This is a genomic window from Polynucleobacter sp. 80A-SIGWE (assembly GCF_018882295.1).
Classification (GTDB): domain Bacteria; phylum Pseudomonadota; class Gammaproteobacteria; order Burkholderiales; family Burkholderiaceae; genus Polynucleobacter.
The window spans coordinates 139,459-162,693 of the sequence record NZ_JACVOR010000001.1; the positions used below are offsets into that span (position 1 = coordinate 139,459).

General features: G+C 47.0%; 28 protein-coding genes and 1 tRNA gene. 12 read left to right on the forward strand and 17 right to left on the reverse strand.

Annotation, left to right across the window (positions count from 1 at the left end; translation table 11 throughout):
* Nucleotides 1-18: 18 nt before the first annotated feature.
* The 3 genes from ICN25_RS00675 to rapZ are packed head-to-tail and all read left to right on the forward strand — an operon-like array spanning nt 19 to nt 2,355.
* Entirely contained in the window at nt 19-477 is a 459-nt protein-coding gene (locus ICN25_RS00675) for a PTS sugar transporter subunit IIA (protein WP_216178587.1), read from the forward strand.
* Nucleotides 474-1,463, forward strand: a complete 990-nt coding sequence (hprK, locus tag ICN25_RS00680; RefSeq protein WP_216178588.1) for an HPr(Ser) kinase/phosphatase — start codon at nt 474-476, stop codon at nt 1,461-1,463. The genes ICN25_RS00675 and hprK overlap by 4 nt, the downstream gene beginning before the upstream one ends.
* Before the next feature lies 1 nt (nt 1,464).
* The gene (gene rapZ, locus ICN25_RS00685; RefSeq protein WP_216178589.1) at nt 1,465-2,355 is read left to right on the forward strand and encodes an RNase adapter RapZ; all 891 of its coding nucleotides are present in this window, start codon (nt 1,465-1,467) and stop codon (nt 2,353-2,355) included.
* Here the strand turns inward: rapZ and mutY are convergent.
* Together mutY and mutM are read right to left on the reverse strand one after the other, a co-directional pair.
* A complete protein-coding gene (gene mutY / locus ICN25_RS00690) occupies nt 2,300-3,460 on the reverse strand; it encodes an A/G-specific adenine glycosylase (RefSeq protein WP_216179477.1) in 1,161 nt (386 codons plus the stop codon). The genes rapZ and mutY overlap by 56 nt on opposite strands.
* On the reverse strand, nt 3,445-4,281 hold the full coding sequence (mutM, locus tag ICN25_RS00695; RefSeq protein WP_216178590.1) for a bifunctional DNA-formamidopyrimidine glycosylase/DNA-(apurinic or apyrimidinic site) lyase: 837 nt from the start codon (nt 4,279-4,281) through the stop codon (nt 3,445-3,447). Before mutM ends, mutY begins: the two co-directional genes overlap by 16 nt.
* 35 nt (nt 4,282-4,316) lie before the next feature.
* Here mutM and ICN25_RS00700 point away from each other — a divergent pair, with 35 nt between their 5' ends.
* From ICN25_RS00700 to pth, 6 genes are all read left to right on the forward strand, one after another.
* A complete protein-coding gene (locus tag ICN25_RS00700) occupies nt 4,317-5,804 on the forward strand; it encodes a lipoprotein insertase outer membrane protein LolB (protein ID WP_216178591.1) in 1,488 nt (495 codons plus the stop codon).
* A 7-nt stretch (nt 5,805-5,811) separates the two neighbouring features.
* Entirely contained in the window at nt 5,812-6,687 is an 876-nt protein-coding gene (ispE, locus tag ICN25_RS00705) for a 4-(cytidine 5'-diphospho)-2-C-methyl-D-erythritol kinase (protein ID WP_216179479.1), read from the forward strand.
* A 5-nt stretch (nt 6,688-6,692) separates the two neighbouring features.
* A tRNA-Gln gene (locus ICN25_RS00710) sits at nt 6,693-6,769 on the forward strand.
* A 73-nt stretch (nt 6,770-6,842) separates the two neighbouring features.
* A complete protein-coding gene (locus tag ICN25_RS00715; RefSeq protein ID WP_216135680.1) occupies nt 6,843-7,799 on the forward strand; it encodes a ribose-phosphate pyrophosphokinase in 957 nt (318 codons plus the stop codon).
* Nucleotides 7,800-7,935: 136 nt separating this feature from the next.
* Nucleotides 7,936-8,577, forward strand: coding sequence for a 50S ribosomal protein L25/general stress protein Ctc (locus tag ICN25_RS00720; RefSeq protein ID WP_216178592.1), 642 nt, complete (start codon nt 7,936-7,938; stop codon nt 8,575-8,577).
* A 90-nt stretch (nt 8,578-8,667) separates the two neighbouring features.
* Complete coding sequence (pth, locus tag ICN25_RS00725; RefSeq protein ID WP_216178593.1) at nt 8,668-9,264, forward strand: aminoacyl-tRNA hydrolase; 597 nt, start codon at nt 8,668-8,670, stop codon at nt 9,262-9,264.
* 4 nt (nt 9,265-9,268) lie between these two features.
* Here pth and ICN25_RS00730 read toward each other — a convergent pair whose 3' ends face one another.
* Genes ICN25_RS00730 through ICN25_RS00750 form a run of 5 tightly spaced genes read right to left on the reverse strand, consistent with a single transcriptional unit; the run spans nt 9,269 to nt 13,428 of the window.
* Nucleotides 9,269-9,538 carry a YfhL family 4Fe-4S dicluster ferredoxin gene (locus tag ICN25_RS00730; protein ID WP_216135287.1) on the reverse strand — a complete coding sequence of 90 codons (270 nt, stop codon included), beginning with the start codon at nt 9,536-9,538 and terminating at the stop codon, nt 9,269-9,271.
* An 18-nt stretch (nt 9,539-9,556) separates the two neighbouring features.
* Nucleotides 9,557-10,051, reverse strand: coding sequence for a pantetheine-phosphate adenylyltransferase (gene coaD / locus ICN25_RS00735; RefSeq protein WP_216178594.1), 495 nt, complete (start codon nt 10,049-10,051; stop codon nt 9,557-9,559).
* Between the two features lie 36 nt (nt 10,052-10,087).
* On the reverse strand, nt 10,088-10,693 hold the full coding sequence (rsmD, locus tag ICN25_RS00740) for a 16S rRNA (guanine(966)-N(2))-methyltransferase RsmD (RefSeq protein WP_216178595.1): 606 nt from the start codon (nt 10,691-10,693) through the stop codon (nt 10,088-10,090).
* Between the two features lie 16 nt (nt 10,694-10,709).
* Entirely contained in the window at nt 10,710-12,056 is a 1,347-nt protein-coding gene (locus tag ICN25_RS00745) for a M16 family metallopeptidase (protein ID WP_370624676.1), read from the reverse strand.
* Entirely contained in the window at nt 12,043-13,428 is a 1,386-nt protein-coding gene (locus tag ICN25_RS00750; protein WP_216178597.1) for a pitrilysin family protein, read from the reverse strand. Before ICN25_RS00750 ends, ICN25_RS00745 begins: the two co-directional genes overlap by 14 nt.
* 62 nt (nt 13,429-13,490) lie before the next feature.
* On the opposite strand from ICN25_RS00750, the gene ftsY reads away from it, so the two are divergent.
* Both ftsY and rpoH read left to right on the forward strand, forming a co-directional pair.
* Nucleotides 13,491-14,381 (forward strand): signal recognition particle-docking protein FtsY, encoded by an 891-nt coding sequence (gene ftsY, locus ICN25_RS00755; RefSeq protein WP_216178598.1) that lies wholly within the window; start codon nt 13,491-13,493, stop codon nt 14,379-14,381.
* Nucleotides 14,382-14,475: 94 nt separating this feature from the next.
* Complete coding sequence (gene rpoH, locus ICN25_RS00760; protein ID WP_216178599.1) at nt 14,476-15,417, forward strand: RNA polymerase sigma factor RpoH; 942 nt, start codon at nt 14,476-14,478, stop codon at nt 15,415-15,417.
* Nucleotides 15,418-15,438: 21 nt separating this feature from the next.
* On the opposite strand, the gene ICN25_RS00765 is transcribed toward rpoH, so the two are convergent.
* The 5 genes from ICN25_RS00765 to ICN25_RS00785 are packed head-to-tail and all read right to left on the reverse strand — an operon-like array spanning nt 15,439 to nt 19,501.
* Nucleotides 15,439-16,023, reverse strand: coding sequence for an SCO family protein (locus tag ICN25_RS00765; protein ID WP_216179481.1), 585 nt, complete (start codon nt 16,021-16,023; stop codon nt 15,439-15,441).
* Nucleotides 16,024-16,051: 28 nt separating this feature from the next.
* Complete coding sequence (gene cyoE / locus ICN25_RS00770) at nt 16,052-16,945, reverse strand: heme o synthase (protein WP_216178600.1); 894 nt, start codon at nt 16,943-16,945, stop codon at nt 16,052-16,054.
* Nucleotides 16,942-18,072: a heme A synthase gene (locus ICN25_RS00775; protein ID WP_216178601.1), complete on the reverse strand. Its 1,131-nt coding sequence runs from the start codon at nt 18,070-18,072 to the stop codon at nt 16,942-16,944. Before ICN25_RS00775 ends, cyoE begins: the two co-directional genes overlap by 4 nt.
* Nucleotides 18,069-18,728 carry a hypothetical protein gene (locus ICN25_RS00780; protein WP_216178602.1) on the reverse strand — a complete coding sequence of 220 codons (660 nt, stop codon included), beginning with the start codon at nt 18,726-18,728 and terminating at the stop codon, nt 18,069-18,071. The genes ICN25_RS00775 and ICN25_RS00780 overlap by 4 nt, the downstream gene beginning before the upstream one ends.
* The gene (locus ICN25_RS00785) at nt 18,725-19,501 is read right to left on the reverse strand and encodes an SURF1 family protein (protein WP_216862864.1); all 777 of its coding nucleotides are present in this window, start codon (nt 19,499-19,501) and stop codon (nt 18,725-18,727) included. Before ICN25_RS00785 ends, ICN25_RS00780 begins: the two co-directional genes overlap by 4 nt.
* A gap of 20 nt (nt 19,502-19,521) precedes the next feature.
* Here ICN25_RS00785 and ICN25_RS00790 point away from each other — a divergent pair, with 20 nt between their 5' ends.
* Nucleotides 19,522-19,734 (forward strand): twin transmembrane helix small protein, encoded by a 213-nt coding sequence (locus ICN25_RS00790; protein ID WP_114692020.1) that lies wholly within the window; start codon nt 19,522-19,524, stop codon nt 19,732-19,734.
* A gap of 60 nt (nt 19,735-19,794) precedes the next feature.
* Here the strand turns inward: ICN25_RS00790 and ICN25_RS00795 are convergent, their stop codons facing one another.
* The 5 genes from ICN25_RS00795 to ctaD are packed head-to-tail and all read right to left on the reverse strand — an operon-like array spanning nt 19,795 to nt 23,212.
* Nucleotides 19,795-20,649, reverse strand: coding sequence for a cytochrome c oxidase subunit 3 (locus tag ICN25_RS00795; protein WP_216178603.1), 855 nt, complete (start codon nt 20,647-20,649; stop codon nt 19,795-19,797).
* A 29-nt stretch (nt 20,650-20,678) separates the two neighbouring features.
* Entirely contained in the window at nt 20,679-20,852 is a 174-nt protein-coding gene (locus ICN25_RS00800; protein ID WP_370624677.1) for a DUF2970 domain-containing protein, read from the reverse strand.
* Nucleotides 20,853-20,869: 17 nt separating this feature from the next.
* Nucleotides 20,870-21,463 (reverse strand): cytochrome c oxidase assembly protein, encoded by a 594-nt coding sequence (locus ICN25_RS00805; protein ID WP_216178605.1) that lies wholly within the window; start codon nt 21,461-21,463, stop codon nt 20,870-20,872.
* Between the two features lie 14 nt (nt 21,464-21,477).
* Nucleotides 21,478-21,609 (reverse strand): cytochrome oxidase small assembly protein, encoded by a 132-nt coding sequence (locus ICN25_RS00810; RefSeq protein WP_015422090.1) that lies wholly within the window; start codon nt 21,607-21,609, stop codon nt 21,478-21,480.
* Complete coding sequence (gene ctaD / locus ICN25_RS00815; protein WP_216178606.1) at nt 21,593-23,212, reverse strand: cytochrome c oxidase subunit I; 1,620 nt, start codon at nt 23,210-23,212, stop codon at nt 21,593-21,595. Before ctaD ends, ICN25_RS00810 begins: the two co-directional genes overlap by 17 nt.
* Nucleotides 23,213-23,235 lie beyond the last annotated feature (23 nt).

Below are 23,235 nucleotides of genomic sequence, written 5' to 3' on the forward strand. Positions count from 1 at the left end.
CACCTATAATCAATTGACATGAATGCCCTGACTAATCTTTTCGCTTTAGACCGCATTGCCTTAAATAGCCCCTGTAAAAATCGGGCTGAGGCATTTGCGGCCGCAGGACAGCTCTTTGCCAAGCAGGCAGGATTGGAAGCCGAAGCAATTGTTGGCTTCTTGAATGCGCGTGAGGACCTAGGCTCAACCGCCTTGGGTGCTGGCGTAGCCATCCCCCATGGCCGCGTAAAGGGGCTCAAGCAACCGATTGCCGCCTTCGTCAAATTAAAAGAGCCAATTGAATTCGCCGCGCCCGATGGTGAGGCAGTCTCTATTTTGATTTTTTTGCTCGTTCCAGAAAAAGCAACTCAGCAGCATTTAGAAATTCTGTCCTCGATTGCACAACTCCTGTCTGATCAAGACGCACGTAAGTCGCTTGCTTCAGAAGATAGTCCGGAGAAGGTGTGCCAGCTGCTTCAAACCTGGGGCTCAGCTTGACCACCCAACCCTTACTCCTTGAGGGAGTTACGGCTCAACAGATCTTTGATGACAATGTCTCTGACTTAAAGTTATCTTGGATTGGCGGCCTAGAAGGTGCAGACCGCACATTTCCACCTGAGGCTGTTAAAGCAGCCGCAGCTAGTTCGGATCTCGTGGGTCACTTAAATCTGATTCACCCAAGCCGTATTCAGATTTTTGGTGAGCAAGAGGTTGACTATCATGCCCAGCTGGAACAAAAGCAAAGACAAGAGCAGATCTCGAGCTTAATTTCCAAGACACCTCCTTGCGTCATTGTGGCGGATGGCAAATCAGCTGACGCTGATCTACAACTGTTCTGCCAGAGATCCTCTACACCACTCTTTACAACAGCCATCTCAGCTGCTGAGGTGATTGATCACTTGCGCACCTATCTCACCAAGATTGGCGCACCCCAGATTACTAAGCATGGCGTCTTCATGGACATCCTGGGCTTAGGCGTCTTAATCATGGGCGAATCCGGCCTTGGCAAAAGTGAATTGGGTCTAGAGCTGATTTCTCGTGGCCACGGTTTAGTGGCGGATGATGCAGTGGACTTTGCTCGTCTCGGCCCAGACTACATTGAGGGTCGTTGCCCCGTCATTTTGCGTAACCTCTTAGAGGTTCGTGGATTGGGCTTGCTTGATATTCGCACCATCTTTGGTGAAACAGCCGTACGCCGTAAATTGAAATTACGTTTGATAGTGCAGTTGGTTCGTCGTAATGATGGTGAGTTTGAGCGCCTTCCATTAGAAGCGCAGCATATTGATGTATTGGGCATCCCAATCAGAACCGTCAAAATTCAGGTGGCCGCAGGACGCAACTTAGCGGTTCTCGTAGAAGCCGCAGTACGAAATACTATTTTGCAGCTACGGGGCATTGATACCTTAAAAGAATTCATGGAGCGCCAGCGTTTACAAATGAACGCCGAGGCTGAATCCTCAAAGTCACAAGGTCGACTGATTTAATATGCAAATCAATCTGATTACCGGCATCTCCGGATCAGGTAAATCCGTTGCATTGAGAGCTTTTGAGGATGCAGGCTATGACTGCGTAGATAACCTTCCGGTTACCCTTTTAGAAAACCTCATCACCACGCTAGAAAATGAAAAGAGTGAGCGCATTGCAGTAGCTATTGACGCTCGTCGTGGTCAGTCCATTGCAGAGCTACCCCAGATCTTAGAAAACCTGCGACGTAACCATCAAGTGCGAGTTGTCTTCTTAAATGCTGATACCAATACGCTGATCCAGCGCTTCTCTGAAACTCGTCGGCGTCATCCGCTCTCCGGAAAAACGCAACAGACTCAAGCAGCTACCCTGATCGAAGCAATTGATAAAGAGCGTAACCTCTTAGAGCCCCTGCGCACTCAAGCCCACAGTATTGATACCAGCAATCTGCCTGCCCATGCCCTGCGCTCGTGGATACAGGACCTTCTTAAAGATAAGCCTCAAGGGCTTACCGTGATTTTTGAATCTTTTGGATTTAAAAAAGGCTTACCGAGCGAAGCAGATCTTGTATTCGATGTTCGTTGCCTACCAAACCCGCACTACGACAAAGTCTTGCGTCCTTTATCTGGGAAAGACCAACCGGTTCGCGAGTTCTTGGAAAAAATTCCTGAGGTCGTCAGCATGGAAAATGACATTATTCAATTTATTGAAAAATGGTTGCCCCACTACATTGCAGATGGCCGCAGTTACTTGACTGTTGCCATCGGCTGCACTGGTGGACAACACCGCTCAGTCTATCTAGTAAGTCGCATCATTGCGCATTTTCTGCCGCAAAAAGATTTGGCAGCACTCCAGATTAATTTCTTGAGCCGTCACCGCGAGCTAGACTCAATCCCTGCAACAGCAATTTGATTGGTTGGGGTAAGCCGTACTTTCCGAGCTGACGCAAAGGAACCCACTTCAAGTCCTGGCCTGAGAATTTCATAGCATCACTTGAATTCACATGCCAAATTTGCATCCATAAACGGCGATGCGTAAAAACATGTTTAATCTCTACTCCCCGCTCAATGGATTTACAACCCTTTGCAATACTGGAGATCTTTTCATCTGGCAGTACTAGCTGAAATAATTCTTTCGCAGTTAAATCCACTGAATTGTTGGCTGAAGGTTTGGAGTTTTTTTCTTTAGCCCTCCAAGCAGATTCCGGTAAAGACCACAGTCCGCCCCAGATGGCTTTATCTGGACGCCTTTGTAGCAAAACCGAATCGCCATGCCTGAGCAACAACATATCGCAATTAAATTCAGGGGATTTTGCTTTGATTGCCTTACGAGGCAATAGCAATACTTGATCACTGAGGTTGGCTTGGCATTCTTTTTCAAATGGACATTTCTTTTCACCACCTAAACAAACAGGCTTGCGAGAGGTACACCACGTTGCCCCAAAATCCATCAGAGCCTGCGTATAGACCGGCATATCCTCAGCTTTTTTAGGCAGGAGTGTTTTAGCTAGTAGCCACAACTCATCATTCACCGCTTTTTCTTGGATGGCACCCTCTATGCCAAACAATCTTGCCAAAATACGCTTGACGTTCGCGTCCAGAATTGGCGCCCGCTCATGAAATGCAAAAGCCGCAATTGCGCCTGCAGTGGATCTACCAATACCCTTGAGTTGCTCAAGTAATACCGGATCAGTTGGAAACTTTCCTCCAAACTCCTCCGTAACTTGCTTGGCACAAGCATGGAGATTGCGAGCGCGCGTGTAGTAGCCGAGACCCGCCCATTCTGCCAAGACATCATCTAAGGGCGCAGCAGCCAACTTCTTCACCGTCGGAAAACGTTTCATGAAGCGGGGATAGCGCTCCAGAACGGTAGCTACTTGAGTTTGTTGCAGCATGATTTCAGAAACCCATACTGCATAGGGATCTCGAATACTTTGCCATGGCAAGCCCTGGCGCCCGTCCTTGCCATGCCAAGCGATGAGCTTAGTGGCGAAGTTCTTAATCAGCGCTTCTGACATTGGGGGCAAAAATAAGTAGATCGCTGACCTTGGACTATTTGCTTTATCAGCGTCTTGCATACCTTACAAGGCTGGTCTTTACGATCGTAGACTTTGGTTTGCACCATGAAGTGTCCTGGGTCACCTTCGCTATTTACAAAGTCTTTTAAGGTGCTACCGCCGGCAGCAATTGCTTTTTTCAAAATCAATCTCACTGCAGCAGCGAGTCGAGAGCACTGCGGACGCGTTAATTTTCCAGCAGCTTTTGCCGGATGAATTCCCGCCTCAAATAAACTCTCTGAGCAATAGATATTGCCAACACCCACTACAGCTTGGCCTGCCAATAGAAATTGCTTCACGGCAACACTGCGCTTACGTGAACATTGATATAAAACATCTGCACCAAGTTCACCCTCAAACTCGGATGAAAAAGGTTCGACCCCGAGTTTTTGTAAAAGCGCGTTGCTCTCAATCGGCCCCTTGGATTTTGGATGCCACAAAACGGCACCAAACTTTCTGGGATCATGCAAACGCAAACTCAGCTTGCCAAACTCAAAGGTCACTCGAGCATGCGTCTTTAATGGATCACTGCCGGGCAACACTCTCAAGGTTCCCGTCATTCCTAGGTGTAGCAACAGATATCCGGCATCAAACTCCATTAAGAGGTATTTACCTCGGCGCTCAATTCCCAAGACTTTCTGACCAGAAAGCAGCGTATTTAAATTGCTCGGCACTGGCCAACGCAAGCGACCATCAATAATTTTGACCGTGCTTACACTGCGACCTTCTAAATGGGGCGCAATACCCAATCGGGTAACTTCGACTTCTGGAAGTTCTGGCATAAATGGATTGTAGATTCGCGGATTAGAATGTGCTCATGACCAAATTTTCATTAAAGCCTTCTTTAAGGGCCTTATTGCTCGTAGCTGGACTTGGATTAAGTCTTTCCTCCAATAATGCCGGCGCCAAAACTAGCAGCCTGGATAGCGGTCAAGCCGTATTCGAGGTTTTAGCCTCAGAAATCGCCCTGCAACGCGGTGAAGCTGGCTTAGCCTACAACACCTATTTAGAGCTTGCTCGACAGCTAGATGACCCTCGTTTGGCCCAAAGAGCTATGGAGATTGCCATTACAGCAGGCGCTCCCGATCAAGCACTTCAAGCAGCTCAAGCTTGGGATAGCTTGGCGGGGCCAAAACAAACTAAGCCCAAAGAAGTGCTTGTCACGCTCTTAATTCTGAATCAACGCTGGTCAGATGCAGTCAAGCCTGCGATCTCACTATTAAATCAGCAGACACCAGCGCAACGTGAAATTACTTTGTTACAGATTCAGGCGCTACTAGCCAAGGCCACTGATGAATCAGAAGCTTTAAGGGCTTTTTATGAAATCGTTTCAGCAGTAAAACCCGAACCCAAAGATCCGGGGCTACTCTACACCTACGCAATGTCTGCTGAAAAGTCAGGACAAATCGAAGTTATGGAGAAAACTCTGCGCGACATCTTGCGCAAGAATCCAAATGACGTTAATAGTCTTAACGCACTTGGTTACTCGCTAGCTGATCGTAACCAGAAATTGCCAGAAGCATTTAAGCTCATTAGCAAAGCGCATCAACTCTCTCCTAAAGATGGATTTATTTTGGATAGTCTTGGTTGGGTCAACTTTCGCATGGGTAAAAATGCGTTAGCGCTTGAACAACTGCAACAAGCATTTAACATCAAGCCCGAGGCAGACATTGCTGCGCATATTGGCGAAGTCTTGTGGGTCATGAATCGCCCAATCGAGGCGGAAGATATGTGGCGCAAAGGCCAGCAATTAGATGCCAACAATCCTACTCTCAAAGAAACTTTGAAGCGCTTAAAGCCAGATTGGTCTGTTGCGGATGCAGCCCTCAAAGGCTCATGGGATGGGCGTTTCGCGGTAAAGGTCACCGGACTCACTGAGAGCAAAAATCAAGGTGGCTCAGGTGGATTTACATTGACTCAAGATGCGCTGACTGATGTATTGGAAATTCGCAATCCTGTTGGCGGATCAATTGCCAAGATTACGATTAAACCCGGTGAGGCAATTCTTGAACGTGACGGTCAATTAACAACAGCCATTGATGCCGACACCCTGATTCAAAATGCATTGGGACTTCCACTACCAGCTCGCGGTTTATCTGACTGGTTGCGCGGAAAAACCCGCCCTGGTAGCAATGCAAGCGTGGAGCGAAATGCAAAAGGTCAAGTCAGCAAAATTACGCAAGATGGCTGGACCTTAAATTACAACTGGAATAATTCTCAGCAATTAGAAAAACTGACGATGACTCGCAGCTCTAATATCGGGTCGATTGATATTCGCTTGGTCTTCGATACTCCGAATGAGTGAAGTACGAATGATGAGTAATGCGATAGAACTTCGTTGCCCCGCAAAGCTCAATCTTTTTCTACATATTGTTGGGCGCCGTAATGATGGCTACCATCTACTGCAATCTGTTTTTCAGCTGATTGACTGGTGTGATGTCCTCACCTTGAAGCTCATTCCAGAGAACGAGGTTCGCCGCATCAATCCCATTCCTGGAGTACCCCCTGAGCAAGACTTGGTCGTTCGCGCAGCCCAACTTCTCAAAGAGCACTGCAAGGTTGATCGGGGGATTGAGATCAGCCTTGAGAAAAATATTCCAATGGGAGCCGGCCTTGGTGGTGGATCCTCTGATGCGGCATCCACCCTCATCGGTCTTAATGCGCTCTGGGATCTGCATCTCGATATCGCTACCCTTTGCCAACTTGGCCTCAGACTTGGTGCTGATGTGCCCTTTTTCATCTTTGGCCAAAATGCCTTTGTTGAGGGGGTTGGAGAGAAATTACAGGCAATTTCCTTGGAAACCCAAGACTTTGTGGTGATCTTCCCCAACCAGGGGATTGCCACTGCTCAGATTTTTCAAGACCCTCAATTGACCCGAGATCACGCTCCGATTACAATAGATCGCTTTCTTGCATCGCCAAGCTCATATCAGTCAAATGATTGTCAGGCGGTAGCGGTGCAGAAATGTCCTGAAGTGAAGCAAGCATTAGATTGGATTTACGAGGCAGTGCCAAACTCGGCGCCTTGCATGTCCGGCTCTGGAAGTAGCGTTTTTGCCGCCTTAGACCCTAAGACGGACATCGCGAATCTGGAAATTCTTCTGCAAAATCTTCCAAAAGGATGGATAGGTCGAATTGTTCGGGGGCTAAATAAAAATCCCGCTTACAATTTGATTTCTTCAGATTGACCTGTAGGGGAATCGCCAAGCTGGTTAAGGCACTGGATTTTGATTCCAGCATGCGAAGGTTCGAATCCTTCTTCCCCTGCCAACTACTGTAGATAAGACCAAAAGACATCCATTCGACCCCTACCAAAATTCCAAAATCACCTATGTCCGCCCCAATGAACGCTGATTTACTGACTCTTTTCACAGGCAATGCAAATCCGGTTTTGGCCCATGCGGTAGCCAAAGAGCTCAATCTCCCAATGGGAAAAGCATTTGTTGGTCGATTCTCTGATGGTGAAATTCAGGTAGAAATTCAAGAAAACGTTCGCGGTAAGAACGTGGTTGTTATCCAATCCACTTGCGCTCCAACGAACGATAGTTTGATGGAACTCATGATCATGATTGATGCCCTAAAACGAGCATCAGCAAGCCGCATAACCGCAGTGATCCCTTACTTCGGTTACGCCAGACAAGATCGCCGCCCACGCTCAGCTCGGGTTGCTATCTCAGCCAGAATCGTTGCAAACATGCTCCAGTCCGTTGCTGGCGTTGAGCGTGTTTTAACCATGGATCTCCATGCCGACCAAATTCAGGGCTTCTTCGATATCCCAGTAGATAACATTTATGCCTCCCCAGTTCTATTGGCAGATTTAGAAGCTCAAAAAACCAAAAAAGATCTCATCATCGTTTCGCCAGATATCGGCGGTGTGGTTCGCGCCCGTGCGATGGCCAAGCAATTGGGTACAGATTTGGCAATTATTGATAAACGCCGCCCCAAGGCAAACGTGTCAGAAGTAATGCACCTTATCGGCGAAGTAGAAGGCCGCCATTGCGTCATCATGGATGACATCATTGATACCGGCGGAACGCTCTGTAAAGCCGCTGAGGCGCTAAAAGAGCGAGGCGCTAAGGGCGTTACCGCTTACTGTACGCATGCCGTCCTTTCCGGCGGTGCTGTGGCCCGTATTGCTGCCTCAGAATTAGATGAATTAGTCGTTACTGACACCATTCCATTGACCCCAGAGGCAATGAAAGTGGCAAAAATTCGTCAATTAAGCGTTGCCCCCATCCTTGCTGAGACCCTTTCCCGCATTAGTAAGGGTGATTCAGTGATGTCGATGTTCGCTGAATAAGCCAAAAACAGCGTTTCTACCCCTGTTTTTGGCAGTTTTGAGCCTTTTCTAGGCAAAAACTGTCATTCCCACGATATAATCAAAGGCTTTTCTGTTTGGTCGCGAACGGAAATTAACCTTAATTTAGGAATTCGATATGAAAGTAGTAGCCTTTGAAAGAAGCGTACAGGGAACGGGTGCGAGCCGCCGTCTGCGCAACTCCGGTAAAACTCCGGGCATCATCTACGGCGGTAAAGACGCCGCAACTGTAATTGAGTTGGATCACAACGCACTGTTTCATGCTCTCCGCAAGGAAGCATTCCACTCATCTATCCTTGATCTCGAAATCGGCGGCAAAGCACAAAAAGTGTTGTTGCGCGATTACCAGATGCACCCATTTAAGCCTTTGGTTCTGCACATCGACTTCCAGCGCGTTTCTGCGACTGAAAAAGTTCATATGCGCGTTCCATTGCACTTCATCAATGCTGAGACTTCAGCTGCAGTGAAATTGCAAGGCGCTGTAATCAGCCACATCTCAACTGAATTGGAAGTTTCTTGCTTGCCAGCAGACTTGCCAGAGTTCATTGAAGTGGATCTGAACAAGATTGAAGTTGGTCATGGTATCCACGCTAAAGATATCGCATTGCCAAAAGGCGTTACTTTGGTATTGCATATTGAGCAAGAGAACCCAGTATTAGCTAACGCACGTATCCCAGCAGTGAAATCTGCCGATACTGAACCTGCTCCTGCTGCAGCTGCTGCGGCTCCTGCTGCTGAAGCTCCAAAGGACAAAGCTTAATTACTTAAGCCTTATCTTTGCGACAGAGGAAGCCCGCTTACAAGCGGGTTTTCTTTTTTGCGGAAATGCTTTTATCCTTAAGCACTCATCATGACTAAATTAATTGTTGGCCTCGGTAATCCTGGCGAAGAACACATAGAAGATCGGCACAATGCTGGCTTTTGGTTTGTTGACGCCCTTGCAAAACAATTGAGCACCCGCTTTGAAGCTGAAAAACGTTTTCATGGGAAAGTAGCAAAGGCTAAATGGGAAGGTGAAGATCTTTTCTTACTTAAGCCCAGCACTTATATGAACCTCAGCGGTCAAGCTGTAGGGGCTCTGTGTCGCTTCCATAAAATTACATCCAAAGATGTGCTGGTAGTACAAGATGAGCTTGATCTCAAGCCCGGTACAGCCCGTATCAAGCTCGGTGGTGGCACTGGTGGGCACAACGGCTTGAAAGATATACAAGCTCACCTAGGAACGCCTGAATACTGGCGTCTGCGCCTAGGTATTGGTCACCCTCGAGATCTTGCTGCGGAAGGCGCGCGCGTAATGGATGTTGCCGACTATGTATTGAGAAGGCCTTTACAGGCAGAGCAAAAACAGATTGATGCCAGTATTGAGGATGGCTTAAAAATTCTCGGATTATTTATGAAGGGTGACACTCAGTCAGCAATGCTGGAGTTGCATTCAAAAACGAATTAGCGCGCTACTTTGTAGCTAGGGCTTTTTTGGCAGCAGTTAAGGCTTGATACTTCGCCATGAGTTGCGTTTGATTTTCTGAGAATGCGGGGTTGAGTGGAATACAGTCTACTGGGCAAACCTGCTGACACTGTGGCGCATCGTAGTGCCCCACACACTCAGTGCATTTATTGGGATCAATCTCATAGATCTCTAGACCCATGTAGATGGCATCATTCGGACATTCAGGCTCACATACATCGCAGTTGATGCATTCGTCCGTAATCATTAAAGCCATCTTGTTTACCTACCAGCCTTACTCTTTGCTCTTGTTCGCTTCGATCTTTTTGACCAACCACTTTTCTACGGATGGAAATACGAACTTACTCACATCTCCGCCCATTGAAGCAATCTCACGCACAAAGGTACCGGAGATAAACTGATATTGATCGGATGGCGTAAGGAATAGTGTTTCAACATCAGGCAATAAATAGCGATTCATGCCGGCCATCTGAAACTCATATTCAAAATCAGATACTGCGCGCAAACCACGCACAATCACACGCGCATTGTGCTCACGCGCAAAGTCTTTTAATAAGCCTGTAAAGCCAACAATCTTTACATTGGAATAATGACCGAGCACTTCTTTGGCGATTTCAATGCGTTCTTCTAAATTAAAGAAAGGGCGTTTGCTACGACTATCAGCCACACCAACAATCAGTTCACCAAAAATGCTTGAGGCGCGACGCACCAAGTCCTCGTGACCACGAGTAAAGGGATCAAATGTTCCGGGGTATACAGCTACAGTCATAACGCTCCTAAGGCTTTTTCGGCTACAGGCAAGAGTTTAGTCCCTCTTCGAGCGAAATAGACAAGCTTTTACCTGCCCAGCCTCTAAGTATTTTCCACAATGCCAGTCCGGCACTAAAGCCTCAATCTGCTCACGAGAGCGACTGGCCGGAAACTCCACGTAAATCCCCCCGCCAGCGCTGTCATCGCAAACGCGAGCAGCCTCTATCAGCGCTTGGTTTAATAAGCCCTCTTCTTGAAAGGGTGGATCTATAAAAATCAGATTGCTTGAACGATCGGCTTGTTGCTTTAAAAACTCCAAACTATCTCGGTGCAAAATTTCGACCACTCCGGGAGCGGGAGATGACTGAAGCAAAGCAAAGTTTGCCAAAAGCTTTGAATAGGCCTTCTTATCTTGTTCTAGCAAGGTCACTGAATGAGCATGTCGTGAGGCTGCTTCAAAACCTAAAACTCCGGTACCGGCAAACAAATCCAAGCACTTCAAACCCACTAGATCCTGCCCGAGCCAATTAAATAAAGTTTCACGAACACGATCTGTGGTGGGGCGTAGACCAGATAGATCCAACACACTCAGCAAACGACTACGCCACACTCCACCAATAATGCGGATTTTCTGAGGGAGCTCGGAACGCTTGCCTGGCACAGCGGACTTAACTGGCTTATTTATTTTTAGCCCCCAAGACCACGATCTTCATTCGATCCATGGCTAAGTATTTTTGGAACGCTGCCTTTACTTGCTCAAGGCTGACCGCTTCCACTTGCTTAGTCCATACCTCCATCGTATCGAGAGGCAAATTGTTCCAGGCAATTGAGGAAACGTTATCCAGCAACTTGCGATTGTTATCAATTCTCAAGGGGTAGCCATTAATCAAATTTGCTTTAGCGGCATCGAGCTCAGATTGTGCGGGTCCATCAGCAATAAATTGCGCAATGGAAGAGCTCATCACCTCTAGCGCCAGAGCTGCCTGATCATTCTTGGTTTGCAAGCCCGCCTGAAATATTCCCGCATCCTTACCGGGAGCAAAGTAACTGAATACGCTATAGGCGAGACCGCGCTTTTCTCGAACCTCTGACATGAGACGGGATACAAAGCCACCGCCGCCTAAGATATAGTTTCCGACTAGCAATGGAAAATAATCAGGATTACTCCGGGTTACCGCAGTCATACCCATGGCGATATGCGCTTGCTGCGAATCAAATGGAATGGTGACTTCGCGTTGACTTAAAGGCTCAACTGGTGAACGCTCAAACTCTGGCAACTTGGCAATAGCAGGACCAGACTGAGGCACTCTTTGCAATAAACCCTGAACAATTTCAGCTGCCTCTGCTTTGCTCACATCGCCCACGATGCTGACAATCATTCGATCGCCGCAGTAAAACTGTTTATGAAACTGCTGCAAGTCAGTTGCGCTGATATTGGCAATACTTTGCACTGTTGGAGAATTAGCTAACGGATAATTCCCATAAACCGATTTTCTAAAACGGCGATCCAAAACAGACTCGGGCTTTGTCTCTGCTTCGAGCAATGCAGTAGTCATTCTCTGCTTCTCACGCGCCAGGATTTTGGCATCATAAGTAGGCGCACTCAACATCGCCGACGCCAATTGAACAGCGCGATCACGCAAATCTTTGCGACTCAAAGTCCGAATACGCATGGCGGCACGCTCACCGCTGACAGAAACACCAAGGTTTGCACCCAAGTCGGCAATCTCATCAGCAATCTGCGCCTCAGTCAGTAAACCTTTTTCAGACTTAGCGCCATAGTTCATCAGCTGACCAACTACTGTTGCTAAGCCGCTCTTTGCCGCTGGATCATAACGATCGCCAGCATCAATACTGATTTCAATATCTACCATCGGCAACGCTTTAGTTTGAACGAGGTAGGCTTGCGCGCCCTTGACGGACTCTAGTTTTTCAATCGGCAATATCGCATAGGCGGAGGTACTGACCCCAGCTATCAGAGCGAATACAAGACTAATTTGCTTGATTAATTTATTTAGCAGCACGATTGTCTCCTTGCTTACTCTCATTGGATTGACGTGCCTGCGGATCTAGCACTGCAACTGTCAAGCCTTCATCGACTAAATATTTTTTTGCAACGGCTTGTACTTGTGCGGGAGTGATGGTCTGCATCTTCTCCAACATCACATCAATATCTCGCCATGAGAATCCAGCCATCTCCGTGCTGCCGATTTCCATTGCCTGACCAAAGATTGAATCGCGCTTATAGATTTGATCGGACAAAATGCGCACCTTGATGCGCTTGAGCTCTGACTCCAGAATTCCCTTATCGACAATTTCTTTTAAAGCCTTCCGAATACTGCCCTCAGCCTGCTCTACTGTTTTGCCCTTAGCCATACTGGTGCTAATTAAAAAGAGTTCCGGTCCTCTTGAGATCATGTCGTAACCCACGCCCACATCATTGACAACCCGCTCTTGCTTAACCAGAGTGCGATTCAAGCGGGCGTTGTCATAACCATCTAGGACTGCGGCCAACAACTCCAAGGCATACGGCTCATCATCTTCTAACTTGCCCACTTGTAACTTGGGAACCTTCCATGCCATTGCAAGCTGTGCGCTATCTGCTGGCGCTTTGACCTGCACCCGCTTAATGCCTTTTTGTGGTGGCTCAATCTGTGGTTTACGTTCAGGCAACGCTCTTGCAGAAGCGACTCCATAATATTTTTCTACTGCCTGCAAAATAGCTTTAGGGTCAACGTCACCTGCAATAACAACTGTAGCGTTGTTAGGCTTGTACCAACTGCGATACCAATCACGTGCATCAGCAGCTTTCATATTGACTAGGTCATTCATCCATCCCACTACCGGATGCCGATAAGGTGAACTCATGTATGCAGTAGCCATGAGTGATTCATTTAGCAAGCTACTTGGATTGTCTTCGGTACGTAGGCGACGCTCTTCCATCACCACCTGAATTTCTTTCAAAAACTCTGCATCATCAAAGTTAAGGTTAGACATGCGATCAGCCTCTAGCTTCATCACATCATCTAGCTTGGACTTTTCTACCTGCTGAAAATAGGCCGTGTAATCGCGAGAGGTGAAAGCATTTTCTCGACCGCCTACTGCTGCCACTAAGCGAGAGAACTCTCCTGACTTGACCTTGTCTGTACCCTTAAACATCATGTGCTCAAGAACATGGGCTACACCAGTCTTACCATTGACCTCATCCATAGAGCCAGCTCGGTACCAAACCATATGCGCAACCGTCGGCGCCCGATGATCCTCTCGCACAATCAACTTAAGACCGTTAGAAAGTTGAAACTCATGGGTATTTGCTTGACTTGCGTCTGTAGCTGCCCAGGCGCTGGAGCAGCAGAGCATCAAAGAGAAAGAAAAACGCAATAAAGTGGAGCGCATCTGTAAGATCACCTATCCCAAGTATTTAATTGATAAGATGCAAGGATTAAATTGTATCGATTATGTTCGGCCTACGTAAAACCCTCGGATCCCTATTCAAATCCAATCAGACTGATGAAGCCTGGTTTGATACCTTAGAAGAATCTCTCATTCTGAGTGATGTGGGTCTTCCCACGACTGAACAATTGATCAGCAAACTGCGTAAAGCTGCTAAATCAGAAAAGGCTAGTAGCCCAGAAGATCTCAAGCAACTGCTCATCCATGAGGTAGCAAGTCTCTTAAAGACTCTGGAGCCAAACCCCAATCCCTTGTTCGTGCATGAGCAAAAGACCACACCAGAGGTGTGGCTAGTAATTGGCGTTAATGGTGCGGGCAAGACTACTACCATCGGCAAACTCTGCAAACTCTTTCAATCACAAGGTAAATCCGTTTTACTGGCAGCTGGTGATACTTTCCGCGCAGCAGCACGTAACCAGCTTCTTGAATGGGGTGGCCGCAATCAAGTCGACGTCATCATGCAAGAGAGTGGCGATGCAGCAGCAGTGGCACACGATGCCATTCACGCGGCGATGTCTCGTAAGAGCGATATTTTGATTATTGATACCGCCGGCAGACTTGCGACTCAAGACCATCTCATGGAGGAACTGAAGAAGGTCAAAAGAGTCATCGGCAAGGCCCTTCCTGGGGCGCCTCACCAGACTTTGCTTGTTCTTGATGGCAATACTGGTCAAAACGGTTTAAGCCAAGTAAAGGCCTTTCATGCTGCCCTAGGGCTTTCCGCCCTAATCGTGACAAAGTTGGATGGCACTGCTAAAGGCGGGGTCATCTGCGCGCTAGCCCACACCCTCAGCGATGGACCAAAACCAGCGGTTTTAGCTTTAGGCAAAGGTGAGGGAATTGATGATTTAGCCCCCTTTACAGCCGCCCAATATTCTTCTGAATTATTCAATTAAATCATAGACTTATAGAAGTAAAAAACCATTAGCACTCTCTTGACAAGAGTGCTAAAATAGAAGTCTATTAATACCTAAAATATATAAAAAGAAAATGGTTCAAAAGAAAGCATACAAACCGCAATTGCAAGCAAGGCAAACATTGCCAGCAGCGCAGACTGCTGCGGCTTCGCTTGCCTTTCCGATGTTGCCTTCCCTTGGGGTTGGCACACTCGACTCTTATATCTCGTACGTTAATCGCGTACCTATGCTCAGCGCCGCTGAAGAACTTCACCTCGCGCAAGAATTTCGTCGCACTGAAAATGTGGATGCCGCAAAAACTTTGGTTCTCTCACACCTGCGCTTGGTAGTGTCTGTTGCACGTCAATATTTAGGCTATGGCATTCCGCATGCCGACCTCATTCAAGAAGGCAATATCGGCTTGATGAAGGCTGTAAAACGCTATGACCCTAACCAAGGTGCGCGCTTAGTCTCTTACGCAATCCATTGGATTAAGGCAGAGATTCATGAGTACATCCTCAAGAACTGGCGCTTAGTCAAAGTTGCAACAACTAAAGCGCAACGTAAATTGTTCTTTAACTTACGTAGCAACAAACCTACTTTGGCTGCCTTAACACCAAATGAAGTTGAGGCACTAGCCAAGGCTTTGGATGTCAAAGGCTCTGACGTTAAAGAAATGGAAATGCGTCTTGCTGGTGGCGATGTTGCTCTAGAGGGTGATGACAATGATGATGAGTCAGCCTATGCACCAATTCAATGGTTGGCTGATAACAGTCAAGAACCTACTGAGATGATGGCTGCTGCTGCAACTGATGCATTGCATGGCCCACAACTTGATCAAGCGCTCATGGCTTTAGATGAACGTAGCCGTAACATTGTGCAATCACGTTGGTTAGCAATGGATGCGGATGGCAATGGCACAAAAACATTGCATGATCTCGCCAGTGAATATGGCATCTCTGCAGAGCGTGTTCGTCAGATTGAGACTGCTGCTCTCAAGAAGATGCGCAGCCTCTTACAAACAGAAGCTGCGTAAGCAGTCTTCTCCTCTCAGTTTTTACTTCAGCAGTTCCTTCAAGTCTTGCGCCAAGGTCTCAGCACCTTGCGCATGCTTGATGTAAAGGCGCAAATGCCCCTCTGGATCAAAAGCATAGCTCCCTGCTGTGTGATCCATGGTGTATGAACCAGGACTCGTACCGGGGACCTTCTTGTAATAAATCTTGAAGTCTTTGGTGACCTTTTCTAAAGCAGCTTCATCTGCTGGACGCAGCCCCAAAAAGCGTGAATCAAATGCAGGAACATACTGTTTCAGAATGCTTGCACTATCTCGCTCAGGATCCACTGTTACAAACAGTACCTGTACCTTATCAGCCTGAGGGCCTAATAGGGTCATGACCTGCTGCATCTCGGTTAGCGTTGTAGGACAAATATCTGGGCACTGCGTATAACCAAAGAACATCACAACTGCCTTGCCTTTAAAGTCAGCCAAGGTCCTCACTTTCCCATCGGGATCAAGCAAGCTAAAGTCAGTACCAAACGCCTTGCTGCCAGTGATGTCGACATTCTTAAAGCTCGGCTTAGGGCTACAAGCTAGCAACGCAATACCAATGAGCGACAAAGTCAAAATGCGTGCAATACGCATAGAAAGTTTTGATAAATTCATATTCGTCTCAAATGAAGTAGTGATCGATCAATAGCGCTGCAAACAGCAGAGATAAATACGTAATCGAAAAACGGAATGTTTTCTTCGCTAACTCATCACTATAAGAAACAAATAAAGCGATCACATAAGCCAAGAACATCAGACCTAAAATGATTGCAGAGACTAAATACACCAGCCCACTCATGCCGTAGATATACGGCAGCAAAGTAGCAGCAATCAAGATCAAGGTGTATAGCAAAATGTTGAGCAGGGTAAAGCGCTCACCATGAGTCACTGGTAGCATCGGCAAACCACTTTGCACATAGTCATCACGACGATATAGGGCGAGCGCCCAAAAGTGCGGTGGCGTCCATACAAAAATAATCAGCACTAAGAGCCAGGCTTCTGCAGATAGGCTATTCGTGACTGCCGCCCAACCTAGAGCCGGCGGCATTGCGCCAGATAATCCACCAATCACAATGTTCTGTGGTGTGGCAGGTTTAAGTAACCAGGTATAAATCACGGCGTAACCAACAAAAGTTGCCACTGTGAGCCACATCGTTAATGGGTTGCAGAAGTTCCATAAGATGACCATTCCCAAACTGCCGAGAACAATCGAAAAAATAGTAATGTGAAAAGGTGTTACTTCACCTGTTGCAGATGGCCTCCAAGAGGTACGCTTCATCTTTGCATCAACAGCCTGTTCAATCAAACAGTTCATTGCAAAAGCAGCGCCAGCCAATAACCATATTCCAACAATGCCGCCAATCAGAACCGGATAAGGAACCATGCCAGGAGTAGCCAAAAACATCCCAATGACTGCACAGAACACTGCCAGCTGAGTGACGCGGGGCTTGGTAAGCACCCAGTATTGACGCCAACGCGGCATCGCTACAGGTGCGGAAGGGGTGGGGCTACTCATAATGATTTAACCATCTTAATATGAACGGGGGCACTCCATGAGGACCACTGAGTCAGGCGAACCAAACAGAACACCAAAGCTGCGGAACCGCCAGTGTGCATCAAGGCAGCAAGGAGCGGCCACTGGAAAACTACATTGGAAATGCCTGTCAGGGCTTGAAGAATTAATAAGCCCAGCAATAACTTGGCAATCTTGCCCATTCCAGATAATGCAGAATTACTTAACTGAAGAGCGCTCACTCCCAATAGACTGAGAGCTGCAATAGCAACTACAGCAAACGCACGATGCGCCCAATGAATTGTTTGCAAGGCAACTGGAGAAATAGATTCACCTTGAGCATTCAGGCCCAGCGCACGCCAAAGAGTAAAGCCCTCTTGCCAATCGGTTTCTGGCAAAAGCGCTCCCATGCAAGTCGGAAAATCAGGGCAGGCCAATACCGCGTAATTTGTGCTCACCCATGCACCCAGGAATATTTGCACACAGAGAGTCATCGCGGCAAGTAAGAGCAGCTTCGCAGAAAGTGGCTTGGGCTCAAAGCGCATTGCTGAAGAGGATTTCTCCTCCCACTCTTGCTGCGCATAAGCCGTTAAACAAGCCAGCAAAACTAAAGCCAGCATCAAGTGGATGGTCACAATGATAGGTTGCAATTTGAGTGTCACTGTCCAAGCACCAAACGCTCCCTGAACACATACCAAAATCAGTAAGCCCAGGCTACCCAAAAAAGGTTTCATGCCTAAGCTCTTTAGCTTACTGAAAGCTAAGCCCACCTGAATCAAAATCAAGGCTCCTACTGTCATTGCCAAATAACGGTGAATCATTTCAATCCAGGCCTTGATCACGGTCACAGGGCCAGTAGGCATATTGGCTTCAGCCAGTTGTATCTCGCCGATCGCATGCCATGGGTTTGATGTGCCATAGCAACCAGGCCAATCAGGACAACCCAAGCCAGAATCTGTTAGACGGGTAAAGGCACCAAAGACAATGAGGTCGAAAGTCATAAAGACCAAAACCCAATTGAGCTTTTTGAAAAAGCTGTAGCCCGGTCTAGTCCAGAGATATACCAAAGGCAGACCCGCAAAGACAATTGCAATTGCAGCTAACTCCGCAAGCAATAACAAACTACTCATTGCAATTGTTCACCCTTACGATTGAGGCGCAGTAGTTTCTCGAGATCTTTTTTAATACTGCCAAATTCTTTTGGAGAATTCGTCACTGGGAAAACCATCATCTTCGCCGGACTTGGATCGATCAACTGAATCTTCTGACCTGCACCATCGCGATTAAGCCAAGCATCAAACTCAGACCTCAACTTAGGATCTGCTGGCAAACTCAGTATCTGAAATCCTGCAGTCTTTTGGTCGTAGGCCAACAAGACTTCTGGGTCTACTGGCTTACCATCCGTGTTCACCCAAACTAACTGAACACGACTACTCTCGCGACCGACTGCAATACGCAACTGACGCATCAAAAATAAAGCCTCAAGGCAAGACTCATTTTTAATGGTGCATTCACCAGCGGGTCTAGCCACTAATAAAGTCCACTTGCCATTAAAAGGTATATCAAACCAAGCAGGATTCACATCTTGCACAGGCTGAACCAGGGTTCCGAAATTTGTTTTCCCTCCCTCTGGCTTAAAGACGTAATAAGCGAAATAGGAGGCAATTACTGGCGCTGCACATGCAAGCAATAAAAATAGCATCTGCAGACGACCGCGGCGAGTCTGCGCATTAATTGCCGAGGAATCCATTTGCGAAGCTGGGATTAATAACTCTTTATCACTCACACTCTATCTCCATTCACAGCAAGCTCTCGCCGATATTTCATAAGCCCATTGATGAGCCAAAATAAAAATCCAGCTAATGCCAAAGCAAACCACTGAAAGGCATAAGCATAATGGCGATCGACTCCATTTGTTGGAGAGGGCCAATTTCTGACTAAACCATCTTTTTTGGCTGAATCGGATTCACGAACAATAAATGGCAACTGCTTCCACCCATGACTTTGGGCCTCGAGCGCTAAATCAAAATTTTGCTCAATTCTAGGGCTCGATTTCGTATCGCCTGTTTGCCCTAATTCATAAACCCTTCCAGGGTGAGCAAAGGCAACACCCTCGACAGTCACTACTTCATCTGCAGTCTTGACTGGAGGTAGCTCAGTGCGATTTTCGTTATTCCGGGGAGCCCAGCCTCGATTGACCCAAACAACAGCATCCTGACCCTCTAATTTCAAAGGCATCATGACATAAAAGCCAGACTGCCCCGCACTGCCAGCCCCACCTTCCGGAATAGGACGAGGGCGGTTATCCAGCCAAATAGCCTCAGCTGGTAGAAAACGGCCACGGGCAAGAATACGGCGCTCTGAAGCCTGCTCTAAGCTCAAGCTATCGGCATTAGCATTGAGTACAGGCATTTGCAGTTTGGAAGCCAGAGAATCACCCAAGCGAATCTTTTGATCTGCCCGATTCAACTGCCAAATACCAGCACCACAGCCCACCAAAATCACCAGCAGGGCTGATAAAGTAGCGACTATACGACTAGTAATTAAGCTAGAAAACATATTCACAGGGGTATTTTGAGATGAAATGGATTATTCCAGTTGCACTGCTAATGATTGTAGGAAGCTTAGGCTCTGCTCTCTACTTCATGATGAAGGATAAGGGCGGTAGCTCAAGAATGGTTCAGTCTCTCATGCTTCGTATCGGACTTTCAATAGTACTGTTTCTTGGCATATTGATTGCCCACTACTTTGGCTATATTGAAGCCACCGGTGTTCGGGTGGGAGCAAACTAAGCAATATAAAAGCAGTGACTCAAAACAAATCGGGGCTTAACGCCCCGATTTTTTATTTCCTTACATCCAGTAAACAGCGATGTAGAGGCCGAGCCAGACAACGTCGACGAAGTGCCAGTACCAAGCAGCGCCTTCAAACGCAAAGTGGTTTTCAGCAGTGAAGTCACCACGAATCATTCGACGCAACACAATCGCCAACATCAAGCCACCCAAGAATACGTGGAAGCCATGGAAGCCAGTCAACATAAAGAAGGTTGAACCATAAACACCTGAAGTCAACTTCAAGTTCAGGGCATGGTACGCATGGTAGTACTCATACATCTGAAAGCCCAAGAAGATGATGCCAAGACCAACCGTTGCAGCCAAACCATTGATAGCTTTCTTCATGTGATTTTCACGAAGAGCATGGTGAGCATAAGTAACTGTTACACCTGAGCTCAAGAGCAACAAAGTATTAATGGTTGGGATTGGCCATGGGCCCATAGTTGTAAATTTCTCAACTAAACCTGCAGGACCGTCGTTAGGCCAAACTGCTGTGAAGTTAGGCCAGAGTAATTTGCTCTCTACATCACCCATCCAAGGCATCGCAATATTGCGTGCATAGAACAATGCTGCAAAGAACGCACCGAAGAACATAATCTCAGAGAAGATGAACCAAGCCATCGACCAGCGATAAGAGATATCAACGTTGACGCCGTTTTTACCGGAGTTAGACTCAGCAATCGTGTCGCCAAACCAGTTGTAGAGAACAAACAAAACCCAGAGGACGCCTACTGCAGTTACTGGGCCGCCCCAAGCTGCATGGTTTACCCAACCAGACATACCAGCGCCAAAAGCAAGCAAACCTAGAGCTGCTGATGCTGGATGACTGGATAGTCCAGGAACGAAATAGTAAGGGGTTGAATTGGATGACATCTTATTCTCTCTATTCAATCAAAAAATAATCAATGGGACACAACTGCTTTAACTATCAAAAGGAGTACACCCATAAAAATCAAGGCGCCTAATACTCCCGCAATAATAATGTGGACAAAACTTAATGAAGCTACATCTTCCTGCAATCCTGATTTTTTACGCACACCCAAAAAAGCCCACAAGACGGCGATCATAGATTGCATAAAAGTACTTTTCTTAGTCATGACACCGATTTCGATTTAGGGGTTGTTGAGCCTGCTGGCTGCTGACCAACGCCTAACTCAAAGAAGGTGTAAGACAAGGTAATGGTTTTCACATCAGCAGGAAGTCCCGCATCAATCACAAACACTACCGGCATCTTCTTCATTTCATGAGCCGCCAAGGTTTGCTGCTGAAAACAAAAACACTCCAATTTGGTAAAGAACTCCATAGCGCTTTTAGGCGCATAACTTGGAATTGCTTGGGCTTCTACAGGGCGATTCAAATTGTTTGTGACTTCGTAGACAATTTCTGTCATCTCACCTGGATGTACTTCTAAAAAGTTCTTTACTGGACGAAACGTAAATGGGCCGCGACTATTAGAGTCAAACTCGATAGTTACCTTACGGGAATAGTCGACCTGGGTATTGCCAACCTTGTTTGCACTGTAAGCTCGGATACCGTAGTCATTCTTACTAGTGACCACATTAATACCAGTCACCTCACACAATGCTTTATACATCGGCACCAATGCGTAACCAAAACCAAACATCATTACTGAAGCGATCAATAGCTTGAGTAAGATTTGGCGGTTAATAGAAGCAATAGCAGACATATTGAATAAGGGCCTTAACCCAGCACGCTCCGCTTAAGCAAAATACCGATAAAGAACACGATAGCTACGCTTAAAAGGATAAAACCCAATCTGCGATTACTGGCAGATTGGGATTTGTGTGCGGCTACTTTAGATTCCTGCAGCATTTAACTCTGCAGCATTAGGAGGAGTTTCAAATGTATGGTGCGGTGCTGGTGAAGGCACAGTCCACTCCAAACCTTTGGCACCATCCCATGGTTTCATTGGCGCTTTTTCGCCTTTGCCGTTGTAAGCCGGCAAGACAACAAAGAGTAAGAAATAAACTTGGGACAAACCAAAACCGAGTGCGCCAATAGAGGCAACCATATTGAAATCAGCAAACTGGGTTGGGTAATCAGCATAACGACGTGGCATACCTGCCAAGCCCAAGAAATGCATTGGGAAGAACGTTACGTTGAAGAAAATCATGGAAGTCCAGAAATGGATCTTGCCGCGAGTTTCATTGGCCATATAGCCAGTCCACTTTGGACACCAGTAGTAGAAGCCAGCAAACATTGCAAACAATGAGCCTGCTACTAATACATAGTGGAAGTGAGCAACAACGTAATAGGTATCTTGCACACCAATATCAATTGGAGCCATTGCCAAGATCAAGCCTGTAAAACCACCCATTGTGAATACGAAAATAAAACCAACAGCCCACAACATTGGAGTTTCGAAAGTCATCGAACCTTTCCACATAGTTGCGACCCAGTTGAAAATCTTCACACCAGTTGGAACAGCGATCAACATTGTGGCGTACATGAAGAACAACTGGCCAGTTACAGGCATACCAGTTGCAAACATGTGGTGAGCCCAAACAATAAATGACAAGATCGCAATAGATGCAGTCGCATAAACCATTGAGCTATAGCCAAACAAGGTTTTTCTGGAGAACGCAGGGATGATCTCACTCACAATTCCGAATGCTGGAAGAATCATGATGTACACCTCTGGGTGACCAAAGAACCAGAAAATATGCTGGAACATGATTGGGTCACCACCGCCAACTGCGGAGAAGAAAGAAGTACCGAAATGACGATCTGTAAGAACCATAGTGATTGCACCAGCCAATACAGGCATTACAGCAATCAACAAATAAGCAGTAATCAACCAAGTCCAACAGAACATTGGCATCTTCATCAATGTCAGGCCGGGAGCGCGCATGTTCAAGATGGTCACGATGATGTTAATCGAGCCCATGATGGAAGAAGCACCCAATAAGTGGAGTGCAAAAATACCCATGTCTAAGCCTGGGCCCATTTGTGAGGTCAATGGAGCATACAAAGTCCAACCACCAGCAGGTGCACCGCCAGGAGCTAAGAATGAACCAAACAACAAGCAAGCCGCTACCGGAAGAATCCAGAAGCTAAAGTTATTCATACGAGCAAAAGCCATATCGGATGCGCCGATTTGCAGAGGAATCATCCAGTTCGCAAATCCAACGAATGCCGGCATGATCGCGCCGAACACCATTACTAAACCGTGCATGGTGGTTAACTGATTAAAGAACTCAGGGCGCAAGAATTGCAAACCCGGTTGGAACAATTCCAAACGAATACCCAGCGCCATCACACCACCAGCCAATAAGCTGACGAATGAGAAGATCAGATACATCGTGCCGATGTCTTTGTGGTTGGTTGCAAACAACCAACGACGCCAACCATGTGGCGTGTGATCATCATGCGCGTGGTCGTGTGCGTGATCGTGGGTGGTAGAGACTGTGCTCATGGATTACTCCGGTTTAGTTTGAT